This window comes from Oceanicola granulosus HTCC2516 (genome assembly GCF_000153305.1).
Lineage (GTDB): Bacteria > Pseudomonadota > Alphaproteobacteria > Rhodobacterales > Rhodobacteraceae > Oceanicola > Oceanicola granulosus.
This window is the reverse complement of the sequence record NZ_CH724107.1, coordinates 1,474,159-1,487,481: the sequence shown is the minus strand read 5'-3', so window position 1 is coordinate 1,487,481 and position 13,323 is coordinate 1,474,159. Positions and strand designations below refer to the sequence as shown.

General features: G+C 67.6%; 12 protein-coding genes. All 12 read right to left on the bottom strand.

Annotated elements, in window-relative coordinates; genetic code table 11:
* Positions 1 to 349: 349 nt before the first annotated feature.
* The 12 genes from OG2516_RS19900 to OG2516_RS07015 all read right to left on the bottom strand — a co-directional run bounded on the left by OG2516_RS19900 (position 350) and on the right by OG2516_RS07015 (position 13,321).
* Positions 350 to 1,168 (bottom strand): hypothetical protein, encoded by an 819-nt coding sequence (locus tag OG2516_RS19900; protein ID WP_156799286.1) that lies wholly within the window; start codon positions 1,166 to 1,168, stop codon positions 350 to 352.
* Complete coding sequence (locus OG2516_RS07065) at positions 1,158 to 2,345, bottom strand: tyrosine-type recombinase/integrase (protein WP_040615011.1); 1,188 nt, start codon at positions 2,343 to 2,345, stop codon at positions 1,158 to 1,160. Before OG2516_RS07065 ends, OG2516_RS19900 begins: the two co-directional genes overlap by 11 nt.
* Before the next feature lie 202 nt (positions 2,346 to 2,547).
* Entirely contained in the window at positions 2,548 to 3,633 is a 1,086-nt protein-coding gene (locus tag OG2516_RS07060; protein ID WP_007254949.1) for an ABC transporter ATP-binding protein, read from the bottom strand.
* A gap of 5 nt (positions 3,634 to 3,638) precedes the next feature.
* On the bottom strand, positions 3,639 to 4,634 hold the full coding sequence (locus OG2516_RS07055; RefSeq protein ID WP_007254948.1) for a glycoside hydrolase family protein: 996 nt from the start codon (positions 4,632 to 4,634) through the stop codon (positions 3,639 to 3,641).
* 8 nt (positions 4,635 to 4,642) lie between these two features.
* Positions 4,643 to 5,524 carry a carbohydrate ABC transporter permease gene (locus OG2516_RS07050; RefSeq protein WP_007254947.1) on the bottom strand — a complete coding sequence of 294 codons (882 nt, stop codon included), beginning with the start codon at positions 5,522 to 5,524 and terminating at the stop codon, positions 4,643 to 4,645.
* Complete coding sequence (locus OG2516_RS07045) at positions 5,524 to 6,594, bottom strand: carbohydrate ABC transporter permease (RefSeq protein ID WP_007254946.1); 1,071 nt, start codon at positions 6,592 to 6,594, stop codon at positions 5,524 to 5,526. The genes OG2516_RS07050 and OG2516_RS07045 overlap by 1 nt, the downstream gene beginning before the upstream one ends.
* 60 nt (positions 6,595 to 6,654) lie before the next feature.
* Positions 6,655 to 7,917, bottom strand: a complete 1,263-nt coding sequence (locus tag OG2516_RS07040) for a sugar ABC transporter substrate-binding protein (protein WP_007254945.1) — start codon at positions 7,915 to 7,917, stop codon at positions 6,655 to 6,657.
* Complete coding sequence (locus OG2516_RS07035) at positions 7,914 to 8,993, bottom strand: LacI family DNA-binding transcriptional regulator (protein ID WP_007254944.1); 1,080 nt, start codon at positions 8,991 to 8,993, stop codon at positions 7,914 to 7,916. The genes OG2516_RS07040 and OG2516_RS07035 overlap by 4 nt, the downstream gene beginning before the upstream one ends.
* 149 nt (positions 8,994 to 9,142) lie before the next feature.
* Positions 9,143 to 10,825, bottom strand: a complete 1,683-nt coding sequence (locus OG2516_RS07030) for a GMC family oxidoreductase (protein ID WP_007254943.1) — start codon at positions 10,823 to 10,825, stop codon at positions 9,143 to 9,145.
* A 4-nt stretch (positions 10,826 to 10,829) separates the two neighbouring features.
* A complete protein-coding gene (locus OG2516_RS07025; protein ID WP_007254942.1) occupies positions 10,830 to 11,558 on the bottom strand; it encodes an SDR family oxidoreductase in 729 nt (242 codons plus the stop codon).
* A gap of 18 nt (positions 11,559 to 11,576) precedes the next feature.
* Positions 11,577 to 12,317 (bottom strand): ATP-binding cassette domain-containing protein, encoded by a 741-nt coding sequence (locus OG2516_RS07020; protein WP_007254941.1) that lies wholly within the window; start codon positions 12,315 to 12,317, stop codon positions 11,577 to 11,579.
* Positions 12,314 to 13,321: an ABC transporter permease gene (locus OG2516_RS07015; protein WP_245544274.1), complete on the bottom strand. Its 1,008-nt coding sequence runs from the start codon at positions 13,319 to 13,321 to the stop codon at positions 12,314 to 12,316. The genes OG2516_RS07020 and OG2516_RS07015 overlap by 4 nt, the downstream gene beginning before the upstream one ends.
* Between the last annotated feature and the right edge of the window lie 2 nt (positions 13,322 to 13,323).

Sequence of the window (13,323 nt, the reverse complement as noted above, 5' to 3'; positions counted from 1 at the left end):
CTGCACCAGAAATTACACCACGTGCGAGGACGCTAACTGGTGCCAGAGCACCGGCGTCGACTCGCACTTCAACGCGCCTAGCAGACCGCTTCGTCGAAAGCTTCAACGGGTGATCTCGGAGGAGCTGATCAACGAGACGCTGTTCGCGTCGCTCACCGACGCCCGTCAGCAAAATCCAGGCCTCCTGCGCTCAGGGCTCGGAAACATCCCTCCGACCGAGTTCGTAGCAAAGACAGGCTCGCAGTCCGAGGGAAGGTCGGGTATTAGCTCACTACCAGCCGTCTCTGGCAGGAGCACGTTGTGAGGTCAGCAAGAGCTGGGTGCCAGGATCGGCCCGAAGCGGACTTCACTAGTCATTGATGTCTCTATCCGCGGCCTGAAGGATGGACGAGATAGTCTTCTGATCCATGCTTAGGCCGGCTCTTTCGCAAGCTTCTTTGATCGCAATTCTCTGACCTTCTGGATATCCGAATTTATCCTTTGCCATGGATAGAAGGAGCTTGTGATAGTTCGTTCTCCGATTGGATGGCATGAAATCAACTCGGTCGGGAGCCATCTTGTGGATATCTTCCTTGTCGAAGAATGGCCGCCAATTTTCATCCCTTGCCCAATCATCAAAATGTTTTGGGTTTACTTCATCGTCATCGCCGCAAATAATACTAGCATTTCTTATTGCGGCAACGCGCTCCGGGTATCGAGGATCGTCCCTTGTTCCTAGAGAGAATTCTGCAGCTTCTTCGGGCGTCCAGTAGGAATAACGCAACCAATTGGCGTACTTTGTGCTGGGCAGGAGTTTCTCGGGATCTTCTCTTCGAAGTGCTTCCTGAAAAAGCGCCCTCATATCAGAGAGTCGTCGACAGGTATTATCCAGGTAAGTTTTCACGACTTCGTAGGACCAGATGGTAAACTCGCGCAAATTCATATTTGCATATGCTGCGCTAGTTTCCTTCAGGTGGGTCTTGTTGATCCTAGGTCTAGAATATTCCTTAGAGCTGCTTTTCAGGTGCTTGCAGGTTTGAGCATGAACGTCATCCTCCGCGATGTCTTTAGAGAGTTTGTCTCGAGTTTCCCAATACGCGAAGTGGAGTTCGATGCTCCACTCGGGAAACTGGAGCTGCGTGAGATAAAGCGTCAGCCATTCGTCCTCCTCGAGCCTCTCATGGATCATTATCATCCTCCTTTATAAACACTTCCCACGCCAACATCATTGCTCGACGTCTCTCCAGAAGGTCGCCGCGGCGATACGCGGCTTCCGTTGCGTTCTTGATGGTATGGGCCAGGGCCATCTCTGCAAGCTCGTTGGGGTAATTCGTTTCCTCCGCCACCCAGTCACGGAACGACGAGCGGAAGCCGTGGACGGTCGCATCCACGTCCATACGGCGCAGCAATGTGGCAAACACCATGTTTGACATGGCTTTGCCCTTCTGGGTGCCCGGGAACACCAGCCCGGTGTCACCGAGCTGCTGGAGCTGCCGCACTATCTCGACGCACCGGGGCGTCAGGGGGACGCGATGTTCGCGACCGGCTTTCATTCGGGTAGCCGGCACGATCCAAACTTCGCCCGTCAAATCAAATTCCGGCCACTGTGCATTCAGAACCTCCGAAGTGCGGGATGCCGTCAGGATGAGGAACTCGAGAGCGAGGCGGGTGATGTAGCCGCGGTCCTTCGATCGAAGCTGCGCCATGAATGCCGGCAGCTCCTGATAGGGCAGGGCCTTGTGATGCGACACCTTCACGGTTTGCCGCGGCAGGCCGCGGTCGGCGCCGGCCACAGGGTTGTCGCCTTGCCGGAAGCCGGCGGCCTTGGCCCAGTCAAACACGGTGGAGAGTCGTTGGCGGACGCGACGCGCTGTTTCCGCTTTGGTCAGCCATATCGGAGCGAGCACGCGCAGGATGTCGGCTGTTTCAACATCGCTCACCGGTCGTGTGCCGATCACGGGTACTGCGTAGGTCTCGAGCGTGTTGATCCACTGCTGCGCGTGCTTAGGATTTCTCCAGGACGCCCGGTTCTCCTCGAAGACCGTGCGCGCGGCTTCGGCAAATGTGGGCACGGTCAGCTGTGCCTGCCGGCGCTCCTGAATGGGGTCTCCGCCTTCCCGGGCAATCTTGCGATAGCGCACGGCGAGGTCACGGGCCTCAGCAAGCGACACCAGCGCAAAGCTGCCCAATCCCATATCTCGGCGACGGCCTCGTACCACCGTGCGCAACAGCCATCGCTTGGCGCCTGTCTCCTCGACTACGAGGTAGAGGCCGTTGCCATCAGCATAACGGCCAGGCACTCTGAGTTGGCGGGCTTTCACCGCCGACAGAGCCCGGTCAGGGTGCGCACCCCGCGCTTTCGGCATTCGAACGTCCCCCACCCACAACTTACCCCACATTTTGGTTTGAATGGCGGCGGACTTCAATGGATGATGTCAGAGGCGAGACACCAACAAGATAACGGCATCAACGCGTTATCGGACGCTCTCGCACCTCGTCGTGCGCACGTTACGCTGACACCTCCTCCGCCACTTGCCCAGCGCAATCCTCCGAGCCCGCCGCGCCGCCCTAATGCACCGCCCCCTTGACCTCCCCCGGTGCGAAGAGGTGGGCGCGCTCGGGGGCGAAGGTCAGGTCGATGCTCTCGCCGCGCTCGAAGACCTTGTCCTCGTCGAAGGCGGCGATGAACTTGCTGCCGTCCTTCAGCGTCATGTCGACGACCGTCTCGGTGCCGAGGCGCTCGGCCATGTTGACCTGGCCGTGCAGCATTCCCCGGCCGGCGGCGACGGCGCTCACGTGCTGCGGGCGGATGCCGAGGATCGCCTGGCCCGGCCCCTCGATGCGCCCCTTGTGGGCGACGTCGATCGCCTCGAGCGCGCTGTTGGAGACGCGGGCGCGCTCGGCGTCGCGGCCCGAGACCTCGACCTCCAGGAAGTTCATCGACGGCGCGCCGAGGAAGCCCGCGACGAAGAGGTTGGCGGGCTCGTGGAACAGCTCCATCGGGGTGCCGACCTGCATCACCCTGCCGTCCTTCAGCACGACGATCTTGTCGGCCAGCGTCATCGCCTCGACCTGGTCATGGGTGACGTAGACCATGGTGGCGTCGAGCTGGGCGTGCAGGCGGCCGATCTCCATGCGCATGTCCATGCGCAGGGCGGCGTCGAGGTTGGAGAGCGGCTCGTCGAATAGGAACACCTTCGGCTTGCGCACGATGGCGCGCCCGATGGCGACCCGCTGGCGCTGGCCCCCGGAAAGCTGCGACGGCCGCCGGTCGAGCAGGTGCTCCATCTGCAGCACCCGCGCCGCCTCGGCCACCTTCTCCTCCTTCTCCTTCTTCGACGCGCCCGCGATGGTCAGCCCGAAGGCGACGTTCTCGCGCACCGTCATGTGCGGGAAGATCGCGTAGGACTGGAACACCATGGCGATGCCGCGCGCCTTGGGCGGCAGGTCGTTGACGACCTGCCCGTCGATCTCGAGCGTGCCGCTGGTGATGTCCTCGAGGCCCGAGATCATCCGCAGCAGCGTGGACTTGCCGCAGCCCGAGGGGCCGACGAACACGACGAACTCGCCGTCCTCGATGTCGAGATCGACCCCCTTGATGACCTCGACCGAGCCGAAGGACTTGCGCACGTCCCTGAGTTTCAACGTCGCCATCGTGCCTACTCCGCTGCCAGCGAGGGGCGCTCGACCTTCAGCAGCCCGTCGTCTTGTTGCACCACCGGGGACGGGTCGGTGACGTAGCCGCCGAACTGCCCGTTGGGCGTGGTGTGGCGGAAACCGAGGATCACCAGCCCGTCCTCCGTCTCGAGAATGCGCGCCGCGTAGCGCTCGCAGGGCAGGGCGCCGTCGAGGAACGGGCCGGGCGCGATCCGCCAGGGCCCGCGCGGGCCGTCGCCGACGAGGTAGTGGCTGCCCGTCACCGGCCCGCCCGGCGTGGCCTCGGCCCGCGCGCGCGAGAAGTGCTCGGCGGCGGTGCAGAACAGGCAGTACCACCGGCCGCCATGCTCGAACACCTGCGGCACCTCGAGTTGGCCGAAGCCGCCGGAGAAGACGGGCGGCTCCAGCGTCCAGGTCACGAGGTCGGGCGAGGTGGCGAGGCCGATCGCGCCGCCGTTGTTCGCCTCAGTCTCGCCGGGGACGCGCGCGGTGAAGAACATCAGCCAGCCGTCGCCCTCGGGATCGCGGATCACCCACGGATCGCGCATCGCGCGGTCGTGCCAGAAGCCGACGGCGTGCTCGACCTCGTAGAGCTGTGCGTTCGGCCCCGCGAGGTCGAGGCACAGCCCGTCGCCGACCCGCTCCCAGCCGTGCATGTCGCGCGAGGTCGCGTGGCCGATGCGCTGGTACATCCCGTCCTCGCGGCGCGAGGTGCCGGTGTAGAACAGGTGCCACAGCCCGTCGCCGTCGCGGACCACCGAGCCGGTCCAGGTGGTACAGTCGTCCCAGGCGGGGCCGGGGGCGGGCGCGAAGCAGGTGCCCAGGTGCTCCCACGTCACGAGATCGTCGGACACGGCGTGGCCCTGGGCGACGTTGAAGTGGCGCAGCTCGGGGTCGCCGAGGCTCTTGGGGGCCTTCAGGAAGTAGCCGTGCCAGCGCGCGCCGTCGTGGGCGTACCAGCTGTCCCAGATCCAGTGGTCGTCGAGGTTCAGTGTCATGGGTATCCTCAGCCCTTCACGCCCGTCGAGGCGATCGACGAGATGAAGGCGCGTTGCAGAACAAGGTAGAAGGCGATGACGGGGACCGAGATCAGCGTCAGGTACGCCATGACCTCGCCCCAGGCGATTTGCAGCTGGAAGAAGTAGCCGAGGCCCACCATCACCGGGCGGTGCGCCTCGTCCTGCACCACGATCAGCGGCCAGAGATACTGGTTGTTGTACATCACCAGCGACTTTAGGATCGCCGCCGTGGCGATGACGGGGCCCGACAGCGGCATCACGATCTTGCGGTAGATCAGCATCCAGCTCGCGCCCTCGACCCGCGCCGCCTCGATCAGCTCGCGCGGCAGGTCCTTGAAGAACTGCACGAACAGGAACACCGTCAGCGCATCGACCATCCACGGGATGATCTGCACGCGGTAGGTGTTGAGCCAGCCGATCTCCAGCCCCTCGAGCCCGATCCACGGCAGCTTCGACACGAACAGCAGCAGCGGCACCGCGATGGTCTCGAACGGGATGATGAGCGTCGCCACGATCACCGACAGCAGCACGTTGCGCCCGGTCCACTCGAGGAAGACGAAGCTGAAGGCGGCGAGCGAGCACAGCGCGATCGACGCGGTGACGGTGACGACGGTGACGAACACCGAGTTCAGCATGAACCGCCCGATGGGCGCGCGCTCGAAGGCGTTGACGTAGTTGTCGAGGCTGATGTCGCCGACCGGCAGGAAGGCCCGGATGCTCGAGGTGTCGGCCAGCAGCTGGTGGTCGGGCTTGAGGCTCGAGACCACCATGAACACCAGCGGGAACAGGAAGATCAGGCTGACGAGCACCAGGCTCAGGTAGCGCGCGGCGAGCCGCAGGCCCCGGTTGTCGGAGGTGACGGTGGCCATTACCTGCGCTCCCTCGTCAGATAGCCCTGCACGGCCGAGATCGACAGCACCATCAGGAACAGGATCACCGAGATCGTCGCGCCGCCCGAGATGTCCTGCTTGCCGTAGCCGCGTTCGACGGTCTGGAAGACCAGCGTCTGCGTCGCGTCGAGCGGGCCGCCGTTGGTCATCACGTCGACCTGCGCGAAGACGGCGAAGCTCTGCATGGTGATGACGATCAGCACCAGCACCGCCGTGTTGCGCAGCCCCGGCCACGTCACGTAGCGGAAGGTCTGCCACTTGCTCGCGCCCTCGATGGCCGCGGCCTCGTAGAGCGTCCCCGGGATCGATTGCAGCCCCGCGAGCCAGATCACCATGTGAAAGCCCATGCCCTGCCACGCCGACATCACGATGATCGAGCCGAGCGCGGTGTCGGTGCGGCCGAGCCAGTCGATGGGGGTGAAGGCGCCGAAGGTGAGCGCCTCGAGGATGTTGTTCAGCAGCCCGTCGTTGCCGGAATAGATGAAGCGCCACAGCAGCGAGATGACGACGATGGAGATCACCACCGGCAGGAAGTAGATCGTGCGGAACGCGTTGATCCCGCGCAGTTTCTGGTTGATCAGCAGCGCCAGCAGCAAGGCCCCGCCGCCCTGCAGCGGCACGATGAACAGCGCGAAGGCCAGCGTGTTGACCAGCGCCTTCATGAACAGCACGTCGCTCGCGATCACCACCTTGGCGTCGTCGCCCCAGTGCCAGCGGAACCACTCGCCCATCCCGCGATATTGCGGGTAGTCGTCGCTGCGGGTGATGGAGCGCACGCGCGGGTAGGCGATCTCGCCGTCCTCGTCGCGCACGATCTCGCCGGCCTCGTCCCGCTCCGGCTCGAGCGTCACCACCGCGAGGCTAAGCAGGTTGCTGTAGTTCTCCAGCCCCACGAACTCCGTCGGGTTGGGCGAGACCAGCCGCTGGTTCGTCAGCGACAGGTAGAACGCGAAGAAGAACGGCACGATGATGAAGAGGAACAGGAGCGAGAAGCCGGGCAGGGCGAAGAGCCAGCCGGCCCGGTTCGATCTCGTCAGTTTGCTGGACATGGTGAACTGCCTCGCCGGACCGGGGACCGCCGCGCGCCGCGGCGGCCCCCGGTGGACGCGTTAGTGGCCGTAGCCCTGGTTGGCCTCGATGTCGCGGTCGATCTCGTCGACCGCCGCGTCGAGCGTGTCGGCGACGTCGGCCCCGTTGGCGATGTCGGCGAGCGCCTTCTCGAACACCTTCGCGGCGACGACGTAGCCCGGCGTCACCGGCCGCACGAGCGACTGCTCGGAGGACAGGTCGAAGAACACCGCGAGCTTGCCGCCGTCGGCGTAGTTCTCGGTCATCTGCGCGGCTTCCCTCGTCGCCGGGATCAGGCCGATGCCGTCGGAGAACGCCGCGAGGTACTCGTCCTGCAGCGCGTGCTCGACGAACGCCGCCGCGCCCTCGGGATGCGCGCACTCGCTGGAGACGCCGAACTGCCAGGAGCCCGCACCGATGATCGGCCCGTTGCCCAGGTCGGGGGCGGGCAGGAAGACGACGTCGTCGACCCCGGCCTCCAGCGTCGCCGCCGCGGCCCAGTTGCCGTTCCACGAGAACGCGTAGCGGCCTTCGTTGAAGCCGTTGTCGCGGTCGGCCGGGTCCTGGCTGGTGCCGGGGGCGTAGCCCTCCTCGAAGAGCGACTGCCACCACTCGCCGAACTCGAGCGCCGCGTCGCTGTTGAGCGCGCCCTCGGCGGTCGTGTAGCTCGAGCGGTCGACGATGTCGCCGCCGAAGGACTGCAGGAAGGGCGAGTAGGCGTAGGGGTACCACTCGCCCGTCCAGGCGGTGCCGAGATCGAGCGCGTAATCGTACTCGCCCGACGCCTTGGCCGCCTCGAGCGCCGCCATGAACTCGTCCTTGCTCCAAGGCTCTTCCAGCGTCGGCGTGCGCAGGCCGAGCTCGTCGAGCGTCGACTGGCGCGTGTAGAGCGCGACCGCCGCGTCCCAGAGGCCGACGGAGTAGATCTCGCCGTTCCAGCGGCCGATGGTCGACTCGAGATGGCCGTCGATGGCCTCCTCGCTGATCGGCAGCGGCTGCAGGTAGCCGGCCCAGGCCCAGTTCGGCATCACGGGGCCGTCGATGTCGAGGATGCAGGGCAGGTTGCCCGCGAGCGCCGCGGCGACGACGGAGTCGTTGTAGCTCTGCTGCGGGAAGCTCTCGACGCTGACCGTCCAGTCGGACTGGCCGGCGTTGAAGTCCTCGATGATGGTGTTCAGCACGCGGCTTTCGACCTCGTTGCCGGCACCGTGGTACCACATGGTCAGCTCGGTCTGCGCCGCGGCCGCTCCGGCCAGCATGGTGGACGCGGCCAGCGCGCCCAGGAGTGTCTTGGTAGGTTTCACGAGGTTTTCCTCCCTTGGAAAAGTTGGTCGACAGGTTCGGTCGCCGTCACGGACGAACGCCAGACGACGGGCCCGTCCACGAGGGTCGGGCCGGGCGATGCGAGGGGCTTGCCCTCGATCAACTCGAGCATGAGGCGCGCGGCCTGCCGCCCCATTTCGCTGTAGGGCAGCACCACCGTGGTGAGCTGCGGGTAGAGCATTTCGGAGATGGTCTTGTGGTCGTCGTAGCCGGCGACGGAAATGTCGTCGGGCACCCGCAGGCCGCGGCTGCGCAGCAGGCCGTAGAGCCGCATCGCCATCTCGTCGTTGGTGCAGCAGATCACGCTCGGCGGCGCGTCGAGCGACAGCAGCGCGTCGAGCGCCTCGGTCAGCAACGCGCGCGCCCGGTCGGCGTCGGGGTCATGGACGTGCGCGACGAGGTCGGGATCGTAGGCCAGCCCGGCCGCCGCGAGCGCCGTCCTGTAGCCATCGAGGCGCAGCCGCGCCGCGGGCTGGGTGCGGTCGGGCGGCAGGAAGCCGATGCGCCGGTGGCCGGCCTCGATCAGCCGCGCCACCAGCGCCGCCTCGCCGGCCTCGTCGTCGGGCAGCACGCAGGGGGTGGCGGCGGCGTCGTAGCAATTCACGAGGACCACCGGGCAGTTGCCGCTGGTGAGGTCCATTTCGATCTCGCGGTGGTGGTCGGCGACGTAGATCAGCCCCTCGACCCGGTGCTGCGCGAAGGTCCGCGCCAGCACCGGCGCCGCGTCGGCCCGGCCGCCGGTGTCGGAGATCATCAGGATCTTGCCCTGCGCCGACATCTCGCGCTGGATCGCCTGCACGATGTTCATCTCCGGCAGGCCCGACTGCACCGCCGGCCCGATCTCCTGCGAGATCGCGCCGGTGATGAGCCCGATCAGCCGCGACCGGCTCGAGCGCATCATCCGCGCCGCCTGCGAAGGGAGGTAGTCCAGCGCCGCGATCGCCTCGTTGACCGCCTGCCGGGTCGACTCGTTGACGGGAGCGTCGTCGTTCAGCACCCGCGACACCGTCTTGGGTGACACGCCGGCCGCCTTCGCAACGTCGTAGATCGTCGCCACGTGTCTCCTCCCAGAGCCTCGCGCCATCGCATGACACCGATGTCATAACGAGCCGCACGCGGCGCTGTCAACGATTCCATCCCGCCCACCGGTCGCGCGGCAGGGTCGGTTCGCGAGTTTTGCGGCTTCGTCGCGGGCCTTGCCGGGCCTCAGGCCGTCCGCCCCCGGATCGCGTCGCTGGCCTTTTCGGCGATGCAGTAGGTGGCCGCGAGCGTGTTGCCCGACACCACCGTCGGCATCAGCGAGGCATCCACCACCCGCAGCCCCTCGACGCCGTGCACGCGGAAGCTCCCGGGGTCGACCACCGCGTCCGCGCCGGTGCCGATCGCGCAGGTGCCGACGGGGTGGAAGAGGGTGCCGACGCTGTCGCGCACGAAGTCCTCGATGGCGGCGTCGTCGGTCACGTCGGGGCCGGGGGCCAGCTCGCGCTCGGTGTGCGGCGCGAAGGGCGGCTGGCCGATGATGTCGCGCGCGATCCGCACCCCCTCGCGCAGCACCTCCGGGCCGCTGCCGCCCTGGAAGAAGTTGTAGCGCACCTCCGGCGGCTCGGCGGGATCGCGGCTCTTCAGGCGCACGCTGCCCCGGCTCTCGGGGCGCAGCTCGCACACATGCATCAGGAAGCCGTGGGTGCCGAAGCCCCTGGCGTTCTGCGTGTTCGCCATGGCGGTGCAGAAGAACAGCTGGATATCTGGCCGCCCGCTGCCGCGCGTCGACAGGAACGCGCCGCCCTCGGCGGTGGTCGAGGAGAACAGCCCGCGCCGGCGGGTCAGCCAGTCGAGCAGGTGCAGCGCGTTGCGGGGCAGGGCGCGCCACGAGCCGCCGTAGGGCGCGCGGGTCTTCGCCTTGTACTCGAGCGTGACGTCGAGGTGGTCCTGCAGGTTCCGGCCCACGCCGGGCAGGTGGTGCACGACCTCGATCCCGAACTCGGCGAGGTGGGCGGCGTCGCCGATGCCCGACAGCATGAGCAGCTGCGGCGACGCGAAGCTGCCCGCCGACAGGATCACCTCGCGCCCGTGCGTCTCGCCCTCCGCGCCGTCTCGGCTCCGCCAGGCGACGCCGACGGCGCGCCGGCCGCGCGTCAGCACCCGCGTGACGCGCCGCTCCGGCAGGATCGCCAGGTTCGGCCGGTCGCGCACCGGGTCGATGTAGGCGCTCTCGGCGGTGACGCGCTCGCCGCGCTTCTGGGTGAAGGTGTAGAAGCCGTAGCCGTCCTGCCGGGGGCCGTTGAAGTCGCCGTTGAAGCGGTGCCCGGCGCGCGCGGCGGCCTCGTGGAACAGCCGGGCGAGGGGGGTGACGCTGCGCATCGGGGCCAGGGTCACCGGGCCGTCGCCGCCGTGCAGCTCGGGCGCCGGGCGGTCGGCGGCGCGCTCGGCGGCGGCGGGCAGGTGGCGGTCGGCGTCCGGCTCGGCGAGCGTCACCAGCCGCTCCGACCTGCGGAAGTAGGGCAGCAGGTCGTCATAGCCCCAGCCCGGGTTGCCGAGGTCGCGCCAGCCGTCGAAATCCTCGCGCTGCCCGCGAATCCAGATCTGCCCGTTGACCAGCGTCGAGCCCCCGGTCCCCTTGCCGCGGGGCAGGGCGATGCGGCGGCCGTTCAGCCCCGGCTCCGGCTCGGTCTTGAGCCACTGCATGAACTTCGGCCCGCCGAGCCACGCCAGCGAGGGCGCCATGAACGTCACCATCGCCAGCGGTATCCGCACGATGGCCCGCTGCGAGTTGCGGTCCGTGCCCTGCTCGATCAGCGCGACGCGCACCTCCGGGTCTTCCGTCAGCCGGTTGGCCAGCACCGCTCCCGCCGCGCCGGCCCCGACGATGACGTAGTCGAAGCCCGCCAAGGGCTCAGATGTCCTGGTTCTGCGGCAGGATGACGAGGTCGCGGATGGTGACGTGGGGCGGGCGGGTGAGCATGAACATCACCGCCTCCGCCACGTCCTCCGAGCGGATGCCCTCGCGCGCCGCGACCCGCGCGTCGATCTCGGCGGCGTCCGAGACGCCCCAGAGCGGGTTGAGCACCATCCCCGGCGCCACCGCGCCGATGCGCAGCTTGTGGCGCGCGGTCTGGCGGCGCACGCCGTGCACGAACGACTGGATCGCGTGCTTGGAGGCCGAGTAGACCGGCTCCCACTCGATCGCCTGGTGGCCCGAGACGGAGCTGGTCACGACGATGTCGCCCGACTGCCGCGCGATCATGCCGGGCAGCACCCGGTTGATGAGCCGGAAGACGCTGTTGACGTTGACCGACAGCAGCTGGTCCCACTCGTCGGGGTCGCCGTCGGCGGCGTCGCCGGGGATGTAGAGGCCCGCGTTGGCGAGCAGGATGTCGATCTCGCCGAGCCGCTCCGCCGCCTCGCGGGCCATGCGGTCGACCTCGGCGGGGACGGCGAGGTCGGCGGCGATCCACGTCGCGCCGCCGCCGATCCCGTCCGCCACCTCGGCCAGCCGCTCCTCGGAGCGGCCGACCAGCAGCACACGCGCCCCCGCCGCGCCGGCGGCGGTGGCGAGGGCGCGTCCGATGCCCGAACTCGCGCCGGTGACGAGCGCGGTCTTGCCGGTGAGGGTCCAGGTCATCGCAGGTCTCCCGTCTGCCTACAGCGTCGCGCCCATCATCATGCGCACGACTTCCTCGTCGTTGGTCTCGTCGGGGCGGCGCACGCCGGCGACGACGCCGCGCGCGAGCACCACGATCCGGTCCGCGGCGGCGAAGATGTCGGGCAGGTTGTGCGAGATCAGGATGATCCCCACGCCCTGCTGCTTCATCCGCTCGATCAGCGCCATGACCTCGCGCTGCTCGGGCACGCCGAGCGCGGCGGTCGGCTCGTCCATGATGACGAGCCCCGCCTGCCAGTGGATCGCGCGGGCGAGCGCGATGGCCTGGCGCTGGCCGCCCGACATCTCGCGCACCGGCGCGGCCGGGTCGGGCACGGTGATGCCGAGGCTCTTCATCACCCGCGCCGCGTCCTCGCGCATCTTCTTGCGGTCGAGGAACGGCAGCCCCATGACCCGCCGCGAGATCTCGCGGCCGAGGTAGAGGTTGAGGCCCGGGTCGAGATTGTCGGCCAGCGCGAGGTCCTGGTAGATCGTCTCGATGCCCGCGTTGCGCACCGCCTCGGGGCTCTTGCCGGTCAGCAGCTCCCCGTTTAGATGCACGGTGCCCGCGGTCGGCGTGTAGACGCCCGAGATCATCTTGATGACCGTCGACTTGCCCGCGCCGTTGTCGCCGGCGAGCACGACGCACTCGCCCGCGTTGACCTCGAAGTTGACGTCCTTGACGGCCTCGTTGCCGCCGAAGCGCTTCTTGAGGTTCTTCACCTCGAGCAGGGCGGTCATGACCTGTCTCCCGTCACGCGATGCTTGGACTGGTCCACGAGGACGGCGACGATGATGACGAGGCCCACGGCCACGAACTGCCAGTACGGCGGCAGCCCCGAGAAGACGAGCCCGAACTGGATCACCGCGATGATGAACGCGCCGATCACGGTGCCGCTGATCGTGCCTTGCCCGCCCGTCAGCGAGGCGCCGCCGATGAACACGGCGGCCACCGCGTAGAGCAGGATCGGCTCGCCCGCGTTGGCGGCCCCGGCGGAGAAGCGGCCGGTGTAGATCAGCCCGCCGATCCCGGCGGTGAGCGCGGAGATGATGAACAGCAGCATCAGGTGGCGCTTGACGTCGACCCCGGCGCGCTCGACCGAGGCGCGGTTGGCGCCGAGCGCGTAGGTGTGGGCGCCGAAGCGGGTGTGGGCCAGCAGGTAGTGGCAGCCGATGGCGAGCACGGCGGCGATGACGACGGGGATCGGGAACAGCCAGATCTCGCCGTTGCCGAAGCTGCGCACGGTGTCGCTGCGGATCGAGACGGTCGCGCCGCCGGCGACGATCAGCGCCGCGCCGCGCGCGATGCCGTAGGTGCCGAGCGTGCCGATGAAGGAGGGGACGTCGAGATGCGCCACGAGCCAGCCGTTGACGACGCCGACGATGCCGGCGGCCAGCAGGCCCACGATTAGCGCGAGGAGGACCATCGCGAGGCCCGGGTCGTCGCCGGCCGCGCGCACCACCAGCGCCATCGCGACGGCGGCGAAGCCGGTGCTGAAGGCGATCGACAAGTCGATGTGTCCGGCGACGATCACCAGCGTCAGCCCGAGCGCGAGCAGCAGGATCTGCGAGGCGGCCACGGAGATGGACTGGAGGTTGTAGACCCGGAACAGGAAGGTGCTGCCGGTCTGGGTCTGGGCGTAGATCTCGAAGAAGGCGAGGATCAGGATCAGGAACAGCCAGGACCAGGCGTTGAGGAGGGACCTCAGGAAAGAGGCCCCCCCGTTACGTTTCGTCGTGCTCATGC